We start from the raw sequence: 16626 nt of genomic DNA, 5'->3' as shown, positions 1-16626 counted from the left end.
GCATGGAACAGTTTAGCTTCGCGTCATTGTTGATGTTCTCGGAGTTTCGCTCGACTGTGAGCCGAATTCAGGCATTCCTCTCTGAAGAGGCGCAGCCCGATTGGGATCAGGAAGCGCTTAATTTTTTGGCCTATCTGAAAAGCCTCAAAGTTTCTCAGCTTTCGCTTTTCCTGCATGGGGAATGGGACTTCAATGCAGACTATCCAAACGCTTCGCGATACGTCAGGGGTTCGAAGCTTCAGATCAATTTCACGAGGCACGAAAATATTCCAGATCTGGCTATTCTGGAGCTCAAGGCTGCTTTCATCGTGTATTGGAAGGCCCTTAGCGCCGTTCCGGATGATGACAATCCGATGAAGGTCAACCAGCCCCTTTCCAAGCCTAATACGGTTATTAGCATCTTCGAGAGTGGCTTGCGATTCTTGGACAAGCTCTACGCCGTCGCTGCAGATGAGCTTGGTAAGGAACATGTTGAGATTGGCATGGCATCACTCGTGAGCCTGCCTGCACATTTCTATGCAACGGCAGCTAGAACCTACGATTACGTGTTTGATGAAAACCTGCTGAAGTTTTTCAAGGTGCTTCACTCAGTCCATCTTGAGCAGAATGTTTTCGGATCTCCTCTGCCCCGAGTTGATCTCACAACCCTCGAGTGGAAGATGCTCGGCGGCACCCTTAGGCCTGAGTCGGAAAAGGTGAAGAAGAAACAGGTCTTGGAAAATAAGGTCTTTGAAATTTCTTCGCTCAAAGCATCTTTCGCTATTGTTGACTTTCTTGAGGCAATGGGGGGCGAGGTTGTAGACAAAGCATCCCTCAAGAGGAAGATTGAAAAAGGTTACCACGAGGCAGATAATCACGGAGTGAATCCGCTTAAGTTCAATATTTATACTCGCAGTCGGCTCGCTGCCAAGGGGTTCTCGCATGACCAGATAATGGATGTGCTTGGTGACTCTGCCGCCGCCTCTATGGGTAACTATTTATTGTACAATGCTAGAACAGCTCTTAACAAATACAAGGATGAGACAGGTTCTGGCTTTGGTGACGAGTTTAGGAAGTACCTTAGCTCCGTCTGTTACGCCTGCCATTATATTATTGGCCAATACACGGGTATGCGTCCCTCCGAGCTGGCTGAGTTGTTGACGGATTCCTGCGTGCAGTTCGACGGGCGTTTTTGGTTGCTACGAAGTGCGGTTACCAAACATGAGGAGAATTTAGTCGAGCTATTTGACGACTTTTGGATCGCGATCCCTATTGTGCGAGATGCCGTGCGTGTCTGCGCCTGGATGAAAAAATTCAAAAACAACGACTACGTGTACTCCAGTATGGACACTGTTCCTTGGGGAGAGAAGTCCGTATCTCTTTCGCGCAGCGGTGTTCAGCACACTATCGACGGTTTCTTCCAGAAGAACCTGCCTCCTGAGGTACACGCTAAACTGGACTTCAACCCATATATGTTGCGGCACACCCTGGCTCATCAGTTGTACCGTGCCGATTTGGGCCTTCCGTTCATCTCTCACCAGCTGAAGCACTTCGGGGAGATCGTTGGGGTTAGCCGCTCTGAACGATACAGCAAGACAACTCTTAGCTACGGCGAGCTAGCGGATAAGATGGCCTCGGGTGGGGGGCGTGGCTCCCAGGCAGAGTCTCTGCGGCACCAAGCTGAGAAGGAGAGCAACCAGCACCGTTTTGATCCTGATGGCAACTACGCAGGTGTTAATGCTCAAGCGCATAAGGAGCGACTACAGCGGGTATTCCAAGGGTATATGGCGGCTGGGTATACCAAGGACGAGATCTTTGAGGCAATGACAAAGCAACACATTGCTGTGATCAGCGTTGGTCAGGGTTTCTGCTACGGAGGCAAATCTGAGGAGTTCGATAGCTCCATTCCGTGTGTCGGTAGTCTTCGCTGCAACCCAAACCGCTGCAAAAACGCCATCGTCAGCAAGGCCAACGCGCCAAGCTGGCGGGAGGTGTATTACCAGAACAAGGCCCTGCTGGGTAATCCAGATTTCGCCTATAACCATGTGCAGATCAAAGCTGCGATGGAGGAAGCCTATGGGGTTCTTCAACTGCTCGGGGAGGAGCTCTGATGTCTGAGCCAAAGGCTTTTGACCAGAAAAATAAAGATGACTTTGACCGGTATACGGAGCTGTTGTCTAAGGGAGTGCATGAGATCGCTATTAACGACTCTCTCAAGGCCACCGTAGCTGAACTGAGCCGAATTACTGGCGTGCATCGCAATACTATCCGGATGCGTGTATGGCCCCTACAGAAGCTTGAGACCATCAAGGAAAATCGCCAGATTGAAGCCTTGCGAAAACAAGTCTCAAAAAATAAACCGGCAGATCCAGTTAAGGTTCTGACGGAGAAACTCGAGTCAGCTCGAGTGGAGGTTTTACATTGGTTTGGCCAGTCCAATAAATCGGAAGACCAAGCCGAAGAAAATCTTCGGCTTTATACGGATATGAAAAAATCAAGGGATACATACCGCAGCCTTCTGGCGGATGCTAATGAGCGCTTGTTGGCCTCGCAGGCAGAAATTGATAGACTTAGGCAGGTAATCAGTATCCTGGAAGCTGCCCAGGCGGAGAAGAGTGCATGAAAAGCTATCTGGATCTACTGACAGATGTTTTGGAGAACGGGTCGGTCAAAGGTGACCGAACTGGGACTGGTACTATTAGTGTTTTTGGGCGTCAGTATCGACATGACCTGTCTAAAGGCTTCCCGCTTCTTACTACCAAGAAGTTGCACTTCAAAAGTATTGTTAATGAGTTGATTTGGTTCCTCAGTGGGGATACCAATATCAAATGGCTCAATGAAAATGGCGTCAAGATTTGGAATGAGTGGGCTACCGAAGAAGGTGACCTGGGCCCTGTTTATGGTAAGCAGTGGACTGCTTGGCCAACCAAAGATGGCGGCACGATCAATCAGATTGACTACGTCGTAAATGCCCTGAAGACCAATCCGAACAGTCGCCGTATCTTGTTCCACGGCTGGAACGTTGAGTACCTGCCCGACGAGAAGGTGAGTCCGCAGGAGAATGCTGAGAACGGCAAGATGGCCCTTCCTCCGTGCCACCTGCTCTATCAGTTCTACGTTGTCGACAACAAGCTGTCAGCGCACCTGTTCATTCGCTCGTCTGATAGCTTCCTCGGCCTGCCCTATAACACGGCCTCACTGGCATGCCTGACCCATATGCTGGCTCAGCAGTGCGATATGGGCGTTGGTGAAATTGTGATCTCGCTGAGTGACGTTCACATCTACTCCAATCATATGGAGCAGGTGAAAACCCAGATTGCTCGCGAGCCCCGCAAGTTGCCTGAGTTGAAGCTGCTGCGTAAGCCGGAATCGATCTACGATTACAAATTCGAGGACTTCGAATTGGTCGGTTACGATCCGCATCCGCACATCGCTGCGCCTGTATCTATCTGATTAGTTTCGAAGGCAACACCGGAGACCGGCCTCAAGGCCGGTTTTTCGTGCGAGTCCGATGAGCGCATCGTCAGAACGCTGCACCTAGATGCCTTATGATTTCCACGTCAGCAACCATAGGGTGCATTCGCTTGAAAATCCTTTCTCGACTTTGGAACTGGCTCAGCCCCGACCTCCGCCCTGATTGGGAGAAGCAGCGTGAGCGTGAGTTCGTCGAAGCGGTGAACAGCCTCAAGACGCTCAGGGTGACGCCGGAGGGTGGCATGGCCATCGATCCTGAGGAAATTCGTGAGCAGGTCATTGAGTCGCGGGAGCGCCTGAAGCACTTCGTCCGCAAGTCATGACCTGCAGAACCTCTAGGATCGATAAACCGTATCGGCGCCCGCGCAACGCTTGGCGCAGTATGGGAAGTGCCCTCGGTGAAGCACTCAGCTGTTATTCACCAACATGCCACATGCGCCCAACCGTGCTACTCGGCAATCCCAGCTTCTTGCAGACCTCGGCCTGAGAGAGGCCTGCTTCCTTCAACTCTCGTATCGCCCTGAGCTTCTCAGCCGCAGCTGCCTGCCGTGGTGGAGGCAGCTTCTGCGGTTCGGCGGGCAGCGTCTCATCTAGAAGACCCTGGATCTGCAACTCTGCGAGGGTCTCGATCAAGGCTGTACGCGGCGTTTTACCTTCATTCGCTGCGGCAAGCAGCGTAAAGAACGACAGCGGCGTGACGCCTAGGGCATCTGCTAGATCGGAGGTGAGGTCGACCGTGGCCGAGGTCGTCGATGCCTCCAAGCGGCTGATGTGGGCCTGGTCAGCCTGTTTTTGAAGGTCGGACTGCGATAAGCCCCTCCGAATTCTAAGCCACTGCAACGTTGCTGCGTATGCCTTCCGCAAGGACATCCAGGCAGCCCTCCCCTAAAAGGAGACGGTATGCCGGGTTTGATCGTTCCCATTCAAATGTATATAGTCATGGAATTGGGAATTAGGCCTCTGGCCCAGGGTGCAGAGCGCCCGTGCGTGGGTGCCTGTGGATATTTTTGGGCAGCCCTGAGGAGCCTCAATTGATGGGTAATTCCCCGGAGCGTGAAGAGCTCCCGGAAGGTGAGGTCTCGTCTGCCGGCACGTTGTTGCCGAGGGCAGAGATCGAGGCGATGGTCGCTGAGCGGTTTCCTAGAAAGGCCTACTGCCTGGTTGAGGACTGGATCCTCTTCCACGTGGACGAGCCACCTGAGTCGTTGGCCAGGGTGCGATCTTTAGGCCTTGAGCCGATCTTCATGTACGCCCACTGCGTCATCTATGACGAGCAGGGCCGATTCCCCTCAGGGGGATGGGTGCGCTCGACGTTGTGCAAGACGTTCGATGGCGTATGCATGTTTGAAACGCGCAACACGGTCTACGTGCTCATGGGGCAAGGACGCGAGATCACTGCGACGCTGAAGGCAATTTTCGCTCTATGTTAATCGCAGGTTCCGCCTGGCGGGCTTGCCCTGATGAGATTCACGATGTTCCGCATTAGCACGCAAGACCAAGCTGGCCCGGTAGGCATGTTTGGGGACGGTCTGGCTCATTTCCATGCCGTCACCCGATCTCTGGCCACTCACTGGTATCACGTCAGCCTCAAGCGCCGGCATGAGGATCGGTTCGTTGCCTACGAGGAGATGCTCAACGATGAGATGCGCCTCGTCGAGCTGTTGGTAGCGCAAGACGAGAGCCTGGTGGTGCAGGAAGTCCAAGCCGTCACCCCATCCTGGATGAACAAGGATGGCTGTTGGAAGATGGAGAAGCTCACGTCGCTCTCGATGGGACACAACCAGGCTGGTGTGGCCGTCTGTATTCTGGAAGTAGAAGGTGGTGCTGTGTACGTCGATACGCATGAGGCTGGTTTCGGTGCCGACTCCCTGAACGACGTCAAAGAGCTGTACCGACGCGGTATGGCTCAGGCCAGTGCTGCAGCAGAGCCTTGGAGGGCGTAGGCGTGGCGAAGGACAACACGGTGAAGGTGGACTACCACGTGAAGCGCTACTCGGACTTCGACCTGTTGCGTATTGCTCGAGCTGTAGGCCAAGGGTACGAAGACGACATCACTGCGTTTTTGGTGAATGTCCACATTCATCGACTCAGTGCCGTTGGCGTCGTCTTCGGACATGTGCGGCAAGGGCCTCATGGTCGATTCGCCGATGGGCACCTGATTCAGACATCCGACATCGTGGCTATCAAAAAGGAAGGTAAGTTCTGGGTGATCACGACCATGAACTCCAAGTACGTGGTAGCTACTTTCCGCCGCGATGGTGGACGCCGGAGCCTGAGGGATTTTTGCCGCCTTGTTGGAGACCGTTTCCCCAATACACAGCTGCACTGATTTAGATCGAGCCTGAGCACGCCAAGGTGTGCCCAAGGCCTCCCCCTGCCTGAAATTTGGGCCCGAGCAAGGAGCTGTAAGTGTTTATTAAGTTTGAATACCTGAAATTTTCTGGCTGCCTGGAAGACATACGAGTTTTTGAGAGCTTCTCAGATAATGTGCAAGTCATCATGAAAATAGATGACGTTCTCATTCCTAATTTTCGGATGCCTACTCGTATCTACGAAGATCTGGAAAATGGCGGACAGTACGAGTTTTACGGGCTTGTTCAGAAATCTAAGAATAAACAAAAAAATACAGGCTTTATATACGCCGCAAAGACCGCTAGCGGGAAAGTGCTCGAGCAGCCTAGCCTAAAGTACACCTCCCAGCTGGGTATTTGGGCGAATGGAGCGGTGATCTCAGCAGTGGCCTTTGTTTTGGCATGGGTAGCTTTGTTCTTTGGATTAGGCACCCTGGTTGATGGGTATCATTATAGTTCTGTAAATGGATTTGCTGAGTATGCGGGTGATGTGACGCGTTATGCATTCGCTCTTGCTTGTATGATTGCAGCGTTTTTTGTGGGAGTAGGGATAAATCTGTTCTACAAAACAACGGTATTGGACACCTGGCAGTCGATTGCACCTGCAAAGCTTGTTGAGCGGTTCAGCAAAATGCATCGCTGACCATTGGGCGAGCCCTCCTTCAGAGGGGCGGCTGTCGTAAACCGTGCCCGGCTTGCCGGTCACGGCCCTCCGGGCTTCCATCCTCACGCCTGCGGCCATCCTTGGCCTGCGCGCTCCGCTTGCCTTTTGGTGTCAAACCCCTTGTTTATAGGGCTTGTAACGTAGTTTTTGGAATGTAACATTGGCGTTGTTACATTCCAGGAAATGCGTTACAGCAATTGTCTTAGAAGTCGAGTCGCTTCACCTCGTCAAAGATTTTTTGGGCAAGCTTGACCTGAGATGGTTAAGACATTCTTCGACAATTTCTGTAATCTGGCCCGATCATAGCCCCCAAGGAACACCCCCCCCATGTCTCGTCTTGCAGAATTCCGCCGCCTTGAACTCCAGCTTGCTCAGCAGCTCGCAGAATTGGAAGCGATGAAAAATGACGGTGCAATCCAGGCTGAAATGGAGTTTGAAAACAAACTCCGTGCCCTGCTTGGTGAGTACGGTTTCAGCCTGCGTGAGGTGATCAGCATTCTTGATCCTCAAGCTCGCGCTCGTGCCGCTGCTCCAGTCTCTCCAGAGAAAGCGACTCGCAAGCCACGTGAAGTGAAGACTTACAAGAACCCGCATAACGGCGAACTGATCCAGACCAAGGGCGGCAACCACGCCATCCTCAAGGCCTGGAAAGCCGAGCATGGCGCCGAGACCGTGGAGTCGTGGCGTCAGTAATCTCCGCACCTTGGCGGAGTGGCTACGATCCGCAGCCTTAGTGTCCGGCGACAAAACCTCTCTGAGAAAAAGACCTCTTTAACGACAACCTAAACCCCGTTGTGGAGAGCCGGAGACCCCGAGCAGTAATTTGAACCGCCACGGTTGGCGGTTTTTTTCGCCCGTGACTCCTGCTCTTACCCCGGCACCGTGAGGCCAAGAGTGTCATTGCTGCTCCAAGATTACTCAGGAAATGTTCTTTCAGCGTGACCCCGAGTGACAGCTTAATGAACCGCCTTGTATGGCTGTGTTTTTCGCTAGCTCTTGGCGTTAGCGAATCAGGCTCACTAATAAATACTTCATCAGCGCTGGGCTAGCGGGAATGGCCTGGTAACGCTTCCCGATATGGGCCTGGCATGAGTGCTGCCGTTCAAACTCTCCCGATCTCTAACGCTTAGCTGGTTTAGGCGGTAAGTTCTTCTCGATCACAGACTTGTCTATACGATGATCTCTAATGATCTGGTTTATCGACTTTAGAATTGGTGTGAACCCTTTGAATTCAATGTTTGCGCGGTCGGCTTTTACGATTTTCTGTGCAAACGTGTTTTTGCTGTATGTGTTCTTATTAGGAGCTTTGCTCAAGATTTCGAAAGTTTTGTTTTCCCAGGGGGTCTGTAGCACTTTGGCTGGGAAAAAATCTTCCATCATGGTCGGATGACCATCTTTTCTTAATGGGGTCAAAACGACAGACAGGTTTTGGGCGATATAGTAAGTGGTTTGAGATTTGTCTAGGATGGTTCCCTTGCCATTGGGAATAGTATATCGATTTCCGGTGACTTCTTTGATCACTTTGAATATTGGATCAGAACCGCTGTCGTTATCCACGACTATAATGGTTGGGCTTAAAGGCGGGTGTGCTTTATACTTCCCGCAATTTTTTGCATATGAACGAATGAATGCAGCGAGATCAGCTGAGCCTCCATTCAGATCTAGTGCTCTATGCGTCAGATCTGAATAGTTGATGAACCGGACTCTTAGCGCTGGCTTTCCATCCTTATTGGCCTTGCAGAGTCGTGGAAACTTTTCCATTAGCGACTTCATGGCACATGTAAGGTAAACATTATCTGTTTTGCCTTCGCACAGAATTGTAGGCAGCGGCGAAGCGTAGAAATTCTTGTAAAATAAGAAGTCCGCATGAATTTTTTCAAGGCTGGTTTTCTTGAAGGACTCGATTTTTACGTTATTGTTGTCTGCGATTTTCTTGCGGTTAAACTGATCAACCATGTATATGAAGCTGAACAACCCGTCAAGCGATTCTAGCTGGGTAAAGTCCCTGATCATTGGGTCTTTTGCTTTTTCCACTCCTGCCGCTTCGTCCTTGATCAGGTAGTAACCTTTATTAAAAAGGTGATGCGCCATGGCTCGAGCGGTTCGTCGAACCTCCGCAGGAGTATTAGTAACTTGGTTAACGACCAGGCCGGTCACAGACTGTCTATTGGTACGGTACTGCATGCGAGTCTTGCTGTGATTGAGCTCGAATCCGTTTTTTTGGATTATTTTCGTCAGCGACGGGCCCGCAGTCCAAGAGTTCTCTCCATCGACAGATGAGGCTATCTCTTCAGGAAAATTTTTTTTGTTGGTTGAGAAGGTTAAGTCATCCGCGTAGCGTGAATACGAACAACCATTTCTCTTCGCCAACTGGACAAGCCTTAAATCCAACAAGTGACCAATTAGATTGGATGCGACCGGTGAAGTCGGGCTGCCTTGCGGAAGTTTGTCTTCATGGCACATTATCTGCGCTAGGACGGTGGCCACTTTAGGGTTGAGCTTGAAGTCCTTGTTGCTGATTAAAAAACCGCGAATCCGGCCCATGTGAATAGAATCGAAGAAACCCTCAAGGTCTACGTTAAACACGTATCTCCTTTTTTTGTGGGTTTCAGCATTTGTGATGATCGAAAGTCCTGCTTTGAATCCGTGAGAAATCGCCCCGCGAACCTGGCCTGCGTTCTCGATGGTAGCTAAGCATTTATCCAAAAGTATTTTGACTTGCTTCTGAAGGGCCTTCAATTCATCGCAAGGAGCGCAGATTTGACGTGGAGAGCCATTGCTCTTAGGGATTGTGAACTGCGTATATTTCACAGGCCTTTTGTACACTAGGTACGATAAAGCGCTTGGCGTATAATTAAGGATTGCTGCCAAGTCATGAAGAGAAGCGGCTTTTTGAAGCTGATGCAGTTCCGACATGAAACATCCTTGTTTGAAACGGAAGCTTACAGGCACTCATATGCGTCCCGGCAGGGTATTCCGAAGCGCCCAGTTGTGAGTCACGTCGAAGCAATCTCCGACACGATGGTTTCAAATGCCGACGAAACGCGGCAAAAAATCTGCCTGTAAGCTTCACAGCAAAAGTATCGTGCCATCATACTGATATTGTCAATAGCTTAGCACTATCCAGGGTTGTATCCCGTCCCGCCATTAGATTCCCATGAATGGAGCTCATTCACCTAGCTTTTCGAAGGCAGTGCCCCCTAGGGGAAAAGGATAAGCCACAAATTCGATGCACCACTGAGGCTAAGTGCAACTTTCCTCGTTTTGGTGATTCTAGGCGTTCGAATAGCTGATTCCTATACCACAGCGCTTGGTCGTCGTGTACTGCCGTCCGAGGGTATCGTCGCCCTAGATAAGGGCGTCTACAAGATGTGGTTCGTCCGCAGCTACAAGGGGCACAATCCGACCATAGTGCTTCTGGTCAACGCCCTGGAGACCATGGGTGCCGGCTTGCCATCGGCGATGGCGGCGCACCTGGTGCACACTGATCGCCCCTTCATCTCTATCTGCGGCAACGGCGGCTTTATGATGAACATCCAAGAGCTGGAAACGGCTGTGCCCCTGGGCATCCACATCACGGTAGTGCTCCAGTATCAACATTACTCGGTTCAGTCAGCCAGTCGTCTGGGTAGGCCAGAATTTGCTCATCGCCCTATTGCACAAGCCCCCGAGTGGACTATGGTGGGATGACGCCAATCTAATACTAAAGTCGTAGGAGGGATGCATGCGCATACGTGGTGAGGTTTTTTGGGGTTGGGCTGATCCGACGCTTCACCACCGGTCTCACGACGAGACGTTGGACGATGGAACGACCATAGATGTACAGGTGCGACTGTCGCGGACAGGTGGCACCCAGATGTTTATCGGCGTATACGCCGGCTGTGGAATGGCTCTCCACGAAGAGGCATTTGATTCGCGACCTGGAGAGTCGATGACAAGAGCCTTGGCTTGGGGAGTGGGACGCGCAAGGCGTATCACGACAGAACACCAACCCGTTCAAACCTACGTGGCCTGAGTGAAATCTTCTAAGGATGATGGTCGCTTGGGGATTGGTCTCCAGCGGCCAGCTTCTCTGTAAGCTCGACCAACCGTCAGTCTAGTGCCAGCCGCTTTAGTCTTAGTCTTATCATTCGTTCTATCCCATCAGTCGGAGACTGAAATGAACGGGCCAAGGCAGGAATACCTGACGCCGGAGAACGTGCTTGAGGAAGAGCTCACTGAAGAGCGACTCCTGAGTTCACACCTGATCTTTGTGCTAGCCACGCTCAACGTGGAGGGGGGCCGCCGAGTCATCGAGCAGACGCCCTATGTGTCAGAGCGATGTCGCAAAGAAGCCCAAGACTACCTGGACGATTTGGTCTTCTACGGTGAGGTCTGAGATCCGACCGATCAGGACTCATCATGATCACTCGCGGGTAGAGCTGACTCCAAGGTATGCGGCAAGGTAAAAAGCCAGCGAGATGCATGTGAGCTCCGCCACGAGATCAGGTGCGCCGAACGGCATATGGATTGGCTTGTCACTCCACTCCAGAGGAGTCTTGGGCAGCCCTGTAGCGCTGAATGTTCTGGCCTAGGACGTCGGGGTAATCGCCTCGGCGGCTTTGATCGATCATGGCCGCATCAATCGTCTTCCAATCGATGTCGACGAAAGCATCCTTGATGTTCTCAAACCATTTCCAGTACGAATCAACTCCAGCCAGATAACGCCGGAATTTCGGCGTCTCAGCCATGATCACTATGGTGTATTGCTGAAGCTCGTACCGGAGAGGCTCTTTTACTGGTGGGTCAACTATTCCCCATACGGGCGTAGTCAGCGTTTTTGTAGACCAGCCAACCACACCCATTGTGATCTTGAATCCATTTGTGTTCAGCTCGATGAGCCTGTCATCACCTATAGTTTTTGCAACCAGCGTTGTGCCTTTGGGCACCTGGATGTCCTCATCCGGGATCAAATGCCCAAACGGGTTAGTCCCTAGTGCTGCTCGTACAGTTGTACCTTTCAACGTATCGAAAGGGCTATCAGTGCCCATTATGAGCTTCCCGGCAGGGTTACCGCCGTATACCCCTCCCAACCTCACTGTTTCACCATCCCAATGTCCTTTGAGGGTGAGGATCAGCTGCTTCATGATTGCGTACTGAAGGAAATCGGGAGCCTGGGCTTTTTCAACGAGCATTGCCGAGCCAAATGCCGAGCTTCTCGAATCGAGACCGTTAAACAAATGGCCCAGGCTATCCCAGTAAGGGTGATACGCGGGCCCGGCCATGAACCCACCCAGTGCGTTGTCGCGGAAGAGTGTCAGCGTGTAAAAACTTTGCTTCTTTTCCTGTTTGAAAATTGGACTGACCGCCGTGCTAGCCAAGGCTACAGCACCCAGCAGGGTCGCGATTTGCGTAGCGCTACTGGGCAGGTCTGGATTCAGCCAAAGCAGGATCGCCAGCACTATGGCGGCAAGCACGAAAAGCAAAATGACGATCCTCATGGTTAGCTCCATCTCCCATGTCTCCTAGGTCTGATGCCGGTCATCATGATGCGGGTAAGCGAGATTGACCAGATCTCCGCAAACCGTTTAACTGTACATATATACAGTTAGAGCATTCATAAATGTTGACGTTCCTCGGCCTCATTGACTCCAGCAGCACGGAGCTACCGCTTTACTCGTTTCGAGTGCCTGCAGGCTGAATGGTGAAGAGCTAGAGATCGGGGGGGGGAGGCAACGCTCGCCGACCGCTTCACGCACTTGGAATCAAGAGGCCCGCCCCAATATCTGACCATGCACCTCCATCAACCGAGCCTGGGAGTCCTTATGCAAGCCGTCATCTCTTTTACCCAAATAGTTGAACAGATAGCGTCTGATGCCTTTGCAGCAGCTATCGCTACCAAAAATGGTCTGAATGCTTCTCGCGATCTGTATCACCTTCAAATGGCCATCCGCGAACACGGCGAAGAGGCTGTGGTTTTGGAAACAGCAAGAGTCCTGCAGGCCCGCTACCGTTGCAGCTTCGCGGAAGCTTCTGTAGATGCTGGTAACCGCGTTCGTGCAGCGCTGGAGCTGGTTTCGGGTGTCGATACCTTTCAGACCGTGCGCAACAACCTCAATCGCCCCTAGCGTTTAAAGCGATGGTGTCTGCTCAAATGTCGCGGACACCATCGCCTATAACACACTGGTTTGGAATGTTTGCTGCCGAACGTATCGTTTCTGTTCCTCGACTGCGATGTTGGACTGGTCTGTAATGCATCTGTGACAGCGCTGAGCTGGGGCCTAGGTTCTGCGACGATAGTTGCCTCAGTAATTCGCTTAGCTGGAGGGATAGCCCTGGCGAAAGGGAGAGATCGTGAAAAGAGATCTGAGCAAGATGCTGATGCCCGACCATCCGCTGTACACCGAGGCTGTGGAAGCGCTGAAGGCCTACCATCAGGCCGAAGCTGATGGGGTCGTGGGGATGGAGTTGGAGCGTCTGCGGTTGATGGCGGAGCATCGTTTTCAAGCCGTCACTGATTACCAGCTACGAGCCCTGGGTGGGCCCGTTGGGATAGGTCATTAGCAGGAGAAAGCCCAGCGAGCTGGGCAAGCGAGCTTCCTCCAGGCGGCTCTTAAGCTGCTCTCGATCCAAACTCCTTGAGCCAATCATTCAAAGCAGTCACATCGGTCTCGAAGACGTCGAGCTCCAAGGCGTTGCTTGGCAGCTCATCCGACTGTGAGTGCTCAAAGACTGAGTACCTGGTCATCAAGTCGTCGATGAATACACAATCCGCGTTGGTGACCTTGGCAACCTTGTGAAGCTTGTTCTGGGTGTTGATCGCACGCCGGAATCGACCGATCACATCTGCAAGCAGGATGAACTCCACTGTGCGCTCTACGATAATCCGGAAGTCGCTACAGGCGCTTTTGGCGTGGATCTCGTAGGCGTCCACGTCGGCGTCCGCCTGTATTTTTTTCAATCGTGTGATCGTATGGTCTATGAGTCCACGAACTGCTTTCTCGGGTTTCAAGTCTCTGGCACTTTGGGCCGCCACGATTCCCGCGCACTTGTCCATCCGCCGAAGTGAAGTGATCGTCGGTTTCACGGTGGGCATTTCTGGCATCTTGCTCCACTTGTCAGTCACCGCTTCTACCAGGGCCACCAGCGAAAGCCGGTGCGTGAAGATGATGACCTGCCTTGTGGCCGCTAGCGTGACTAAGCGCTCGACGACCTTCTCCTCAAAATCTTGATCAAGGGATGAGATCGGGTCATCGAAGATGAAGGGGGCCAGCTGGTTCGAGCCGGTGGTATCGGCGAGGAACGCGGCGAGCGATGCGATCCGGGTTTCACCCTCGCTCAAGATAAATTCTGGCCCATGAGTGCCATGAGCTCCCACCAGGTTCAGGCCGAATGTGATTTTACCTTTACCGCCTGATTTGCTTTGTGGCGCGACGGGGATGCGCTTGCCACCCAGTAGCCTTAGCTCGTCGATGAACCGAGCCTGGTAACCTGCATCTAGTTCGATTTTACCGAGCTCGGTCTTTTTGATCGTGAGCTGAGACGTTGAAGCCGAACGACTGGATTTTTCCAGCTCAGCAACTGATGTCAGCCTGGCTTTCTCTGCGAGGATTGATGCTCTGTTTTGCGCGAGCCATTGCTTCATTTGAAGCTGTAGAACACGGTGCTGCATTTTTTGTCGATTTTCATCCTTCAGGAGGGCTGACAGATTCTGTTCTTCCTCATTCAGCGCCTCGGATTTCGTCTTGATGGCAGCACTGATTTGAGTCCAGTCAAATTCTTGAACGTCAGCTATCTGCTGACCCAGGCCGATGTGCTCCGAGCGAGCTTTGAGTTGGCCATATGAGGCAATAGCTTCAGCTTCTTCGAAGCCGAGCGTCGACAGCTGCACGACCCAACCCGCTTGGGCGGGCAAGACAGGAAGCCGGGCTTTCCGTTCGCTGAAGCCAGTCTCCGCTGTTTTGGCTGCTGTCTCGAGCCCATGCGTAACGAACCCTTCAAATTCGGTCATTCGCGTCTTCGCAGCTGCGTCTAGCTGCTGATGGCAGAGCACACAACGTGAGTCAGCCGATGTATTCGGAAACGCCTCTTGTGGATAGGCCATGGTGGTGGAGTAGGCACGTGCCTGCTCCCACATCTGCTGCCATGTCGTGCTACCGATCCCATCCAGCTCAGCCTTTCCAAATACTGCAGTGGCAGCTTCCTCACTGGTTTTTCGCGCCTGGACAGCGTTTGTTTTCAACTGTGACAGCTCAAGGGCTGCCTCTTCGGAAAGGCCATCCATTAGAGAATTCATCGTTTTTTCGATGCTCGAGAGCGCCGTTTTTTCTTTTCCAATGGCTAGCAGGCGACCAGCAATATCCTTCTCAGCGAGCAAGCCTTCGCTCTCGATTCGCTCGCGGTCGAGTGCCTCTGGGTAGAGGCATTCTTTATCAATGCTTGCAGCCGATGTCGTGCTCTTTAGGCCGGTGAGCCACTTGGCTTCGGCTGTTCCCTTCAGCGTTTCAGGGATCGCGGGAAGAGCTTTTTTAAGCGATTCCTTTTCTGCATCCAATTTCATACGAACGGCATCTGCCGTTGCGATCAGCGCCGAGACGAATTTCATTCGGCTGGGTTCGTAGCATGCCTCTGTCTGGCCCATGTATAGCTGGGCTGACTTGGTATCGAATACTTGGGCATGGCGCAGGGCTACATGGGGCCCGCTCGGAACGTCCCAGTGGACAAGATCTTCTTTGCCATCGACCGAAATTTTGAACTGGGCACGACATTCGGTGGGAGTAGGGTCGAAAACGTTGCTGCGGATTTCGTCCTTGGATCGTGATCCACAGATCTGCTTTAACAGCCGGGCATAGCCGCTTTTGCCCGTTCCGTTCTGCCCGTAAATCACAGTGAGATTGCTGCTGCCCATAGGAAGCTTTGCGCCGGCCTTGATGGCGTTCAGACCGTGCACTTCCAGAATTTCATCGATTCGCAGCATAGGCTTGTTGGCTGCTTCAGAGAGAGTGCCAGGAACAACCGTGAGGAAGCCTGGATCAGTTACTCCCTTCGCCTCGAGCTTGCAGAGCCGTACCAGTTCGTCGGTCTCTGCGTCGTTCGGACGCCGTTTGGAGTTGATCATTAAGCGGGCTGCTGTTTGCAGCCACTTAGGCCGAGTGCTCAGCCAGATTTCAAAATCGTCAGCCGCAACCGGCCCAGCTTCAATCGTAGACATAGCTCCTCCCCAATAGCCTAAAATCAGTAAGCGTAGGCGGGGTGTGGCATATTGCTATTGATTGGCCTGCAAGCTGATTGCAAAAGATTTCCAAACTGTCCCAAACTGAAGCCGACCTTCTCACCAGTCAGGGGACGTTCTTTAACTGAACATGCTGGTGATGATTCTGGCGTCCAGCAGGGCGTGGTGAGGCAGTTCCTCCCCATCATTCTTCGCGGTCAGGGTCGTGGCATCGATGGGGAAGTTCCTGACGTTCTGGGGCCATTTCCCATCGTGATAGGCGAGCTCGCAAAACAGCTCCCAGTCGTAGGCAGGTGCGTCAGTGACAATCTCGAGCTCTTCTTCGTAGGTTGCCAGAAACCGCAGGAGCGCCGCTCTGGCCTCGATGACCGGCATGGCGTACTCACCACCCCACAACTGCGGCAGTACGATCTCTCTCACGAAATCACTGCAGTCTTCTTCTCGCCACGCGTCGAGGAGTTCAACGTAGAATTCCCGGTCATCCTCGGCGACCAGCGCCAAGGAGATGAGCTTGGCCTGTTGGCTGAGCTCGGTGAATTCGCAGTCCAGAAAGAGTCTCACAGTCGAATATCCTCTATGCCTAGCAAACGCCTATCCCTCGGCCAGGAGCCCCTGCTTTGGGAGATTGCCCTCGAACACTATGGCCCTGAGCTACTGCTCGAGTTCGTCGTTGAGCTGTGGGGCACTTTTGACTACCCGGAGCATGCCACGGTTGATCATCTGTCCACGGCTACGTTGGGCCACCAAGTGTTGAATCTACTGAAAATTGCCCAAGGCAGAGTCGGTGCATTCGTACCGCTACGTGATGCAATACCTGGCACTGTCACGCTGTACTCACGACACGCCAGTGATTTGGCCGATGGGCTCATGGCTCGACTGCCGATGAACCAGCTCACTCACAGGACGAAGGGAGACCGCATCGATGATGAAATGGGCATATGAGGTGA

Annotated in this window: 19 protein-coding genes and 1 pseudogene; 15 read left to right on the top strand and 5 right to left on the bottom strand. The window is 52.5% G+C overall.

Going from position 1 to position 16626, the window contains the following annotated elements; all coding sequences use genetic code 11:
• Positions 1-2 precede the first annotated feature (2 nt).
• The 4 genes from B2J77_RS20180 to B2J77_RS20165 all read left to right on the top strand — a co-directional run bounded on the left by B2J77_RS20180 (position 3) and on the right by B2J77_RS20165 (position 3776).
• Positions 3-2090: a site-specific integrase gene (locus B2J77_RS20180; RefSeq protein ID WP_078479312.1), complete on the top strand. Its 2088-nt coding sequence runs from the start codon at positions 3-5 to the stop codon at positions 2088-2090.
• Entirely contained in the window at positions 2090-2602 is a 513-nt protein-coding gene (locus B2J77_RS20175) for a hypothetical protein (RefSeq protein ID WP_012054010.1), read from the top strand. The genes B2J77_RS20180 and B2J77_RS20175 overlap by 1 nt, the downstream gene beginning before the upstream one ends.
• Positions 2599-3432, top strand: a complete 834-nt coding sequence (locus B2J77_RS20170) for a thymidylate synthase (protein WP_078479311.1) — start codon at positions 2599-2601, stop codon at positions 3430-3432. The genes B2J77_RS20175 and B2J77_RS20170 overlap by 4 nt, the downstream gene beginning before the upstream one ends.
• 131 nt (positions 3433-3563) lie before the next feature.
• A complete protein-coding gene (locus B2J77_RS20165) occupies positions 3564-3776 on the top strand; it encodes a hypothetical protein (RefSeq protein WP_228385157.1) in 213 nt (70 codons plus the stop codon).
• A gap of 91 nt (positions 3777-3867) precedes the next feature.
• On the opposite strand, the gene B2J77_RS20160 is transcribed toward B2J77_RS20165, so the two are convergent.
• Positions 3868-4323 carry a helix-turn-helix transcriptional regulator gene (locus B2J77_RS20160; RefSeq protein WP_078479309.1) on the bottom strand — a complete coding sequence of 152 codons (456 nt, stop codon included), beginning with the start codon at positions 4321-4323 and terminating at the stop codon, positions 3868-3870.
• Between the two features lie 164 nt (positions 4324-4487).
• Here B2J77_RS20160 and B2J77_RS20155 point away from each other — a divergent pair, with 164 nt between their 5' ends.
• The 5 genes from B2J77_RS20155 (at position 4488) to B2J77_RS20135 (ending at position 7161) form a co-directional block, all read left to right on the top strand.
• Positions 4488-4883 carry a DUF6957 family protein gene (locus B2J77_RS20155; protein WP_078479308.1) on the top strand — a complete coding sequence of 132 codons (396 nt, stop codon included), beginning with the start codon at positions 4488-4490 and terminating at the stop codon, positions 4881-4883.
• Positions 4884-4925: 42 nt separating this feature from the next.
• A complete protein-coding gene (locus B2J77_RS20150; protein ID WP_078479307.1) occupies positions 4926-5396 on the top strand; it encodes a hypothetical protein in 471 nt (156 codons plus the stop codon).
• Between the two features lie 2 nt (positions 5397-5398).
• A complete protein-coding gene (locus B2J77_RS20145; protein ID WP_078479306.1) occupies positions 5399-5782 on the top strand; it encodes a hypothetical protein in 384 nt (127 codons plus the stop codon).
• Positions 5783-5862: 80 nt separating this feature from the next.
• Positions 5863-6447: a hypothetical protein gene (locus tag B2J77_RS20140; protein ID WP_078479305.1), complete on the top strand. Its 585-nt coding sequence runs from the start codon at positions 5863-5865 to the stop codon at positions 6445-6447.
• Positions 6448-6795: 348 nt separating this feature from the next.
• Positions 6796-7161, top strand: coding sequence for a histone-like nucleoid-structuring protein, MvaT/MvaU family (locus B2J77_RS20135; RefSeq protein ID WP_078479304.1), 366 nt, complete (start codon positions 6796-6798; stop codon positions 7159-7161).
• Positions 7162-7587: 426 nt separating this feature from the next.
• Here B2J77_RS20135 and B2J77_RS20130 read toward each other — a convergent pair whose 3' ends face one another.
• A complete protein-coding gene (locus B2J77_RS20130; RefSeq protein ID WP_078479303.1) occupies positions 7588-9384 on the bottom strand; it encodes a retron Ec67 family RNA-directed DNA polymerase/endonuclease in 1797 nt (598 codons plus the stop codon).
• Between the two features lie 399 nt (positions 9385-9783).
• On the opposite strand from B2J77_RS20130, the pseudogene B2J77_RS20125 reads away from it, so the two are divergent.
• The 3 genes and pseudogenes from B2J77_RS20125 to B2J77_RS20115 all read left to right on the top strand — a co-directional run.
• A pseudogene (locus B2J77_RS20125) lies at positions 9784-10056 on the top strand (thiamine pyrophosphate-dependent enzyme); the annotation flags it as partial.
• Between the two features lie 136 nt (positions 10057-10192).
• Complete coding sequence (locus B2J77_RS21695; RefSeq protein ID WP_078479301.1) at positions 10193-10483, top strand: hypothetical protein; 291 nt, start codon at positions 10193-10195, stop codon at positions 10481-10483.
• 144 nt (positions 10484-10627) lie between these two features.
• On the top strand, positions 10628-10846 hold the full coding sequence (locus B2J77_RS20115; RefSeq protein ID WP_078479300.1) for a hypothetical protein: 219 nt from the start codon (positions 10628-10630) through the stop codon (positions 10844-10846).
• A 139-nt stretch (positions 10847-10985) separates the two neighbouring features.
• Here the strand turns inward: B2J77_RS20115 and B2J77_RS20110 are convergent, their stop codons facing one another.
• Positions 10986-11948 carry a hypothetical protein gene (locus B2J77_RS20110; protein ID WP_153302526.1) on the bottom strand — a complete coding sequence of 321 codons (963 nt, stop codon included), beginning with the start codon at positions 11946-11948 and terminating at the stop codon, positions 10986-10988.
• A gap of 324 nt (positions 11949-12272) precedes the next feature.
• On the opposite strand from B2J77_RS20110, the gene B2J77_RS20105 reads away from it, so the two are divergent.
• Together B2J77_RS20105 and B2J77_RS20100 are read left to right on the top strand one after the other, a co-directional pair.
• Positions 12273-12575 carry a hypothetical protein gene (locus B2J77_RS20105; protein WP_078479298.1) on the top strand — a complete coding sequence of 101 codons (303 nt, stop codon included), beginning with the start codon at positions 12273-12275 and terminating at the stop codon, positions 12573-12575.
• 226 nt (positions 12576-12801) lie between these two features.
• On the top strand, positions 12802-13011 hold the full coding sequence (locus B2J77_RS20100) for a hypothetical protein (RefSeq protein WP_078479297.1): 210 nt from the start codon (positions 12802-12804) through the stop codon (positions 13009-13011).
• Between the two features lie 49 nt (positions 13012-13060).
• Here B2J77_RS20100 and B2J77_RS20095 read toward each other — a convergent pair whose 3' ends face one another.
• Entirely contained in the window at positions 13061-15658 is a 2598-nt protein-coding gene (locus B2J77_RS20095) for an AAA family ATPase (RefSeq protein WP_078479296.1), read from the bottom strand.
• 141 nt (positions 15659-15799) lie between these two features.
• A complete protein-coding gene (locus tag B2J77_RS20090) occupies positions 15800-16240 on the bottom strand; it encodes a 3'-5' exoribonuclease (RefSeq protein WP_078479295.1) in 441 nt (146 codons plus the stop codon).
• Positions 16241-16255: 15 nt separating this feature from the next.
• Between B2J77_RS20090 and B2J77_RS20085 the strand changes: the two genes are divergently transcribed.
• Entirely contained in the window at positions 16256-16621 is a 366-nt protein-coding gene (locus B2J77_RS20085) for a hypothetical protein (protein WP_078479294.1), read from the top strand.
• Positions 16622-16626: the final 5 nt, after the last annotated feature.

Source organism: Pseudomonas parafulva, assembly GCF_002021815.1.
GTDB lineage: Bacteria > Pseudomonadota > Gammaproteobacteria > Pseudomonadales > Pseudomonadaceae > Aquipseudomonas > Aquipseudomonas parafulva_B.
The sequence above is the reverse complement of the archived record's forward strand: the minus strand, read 5'-3'. Positions and strand labels throughout refer to the sequence as shown.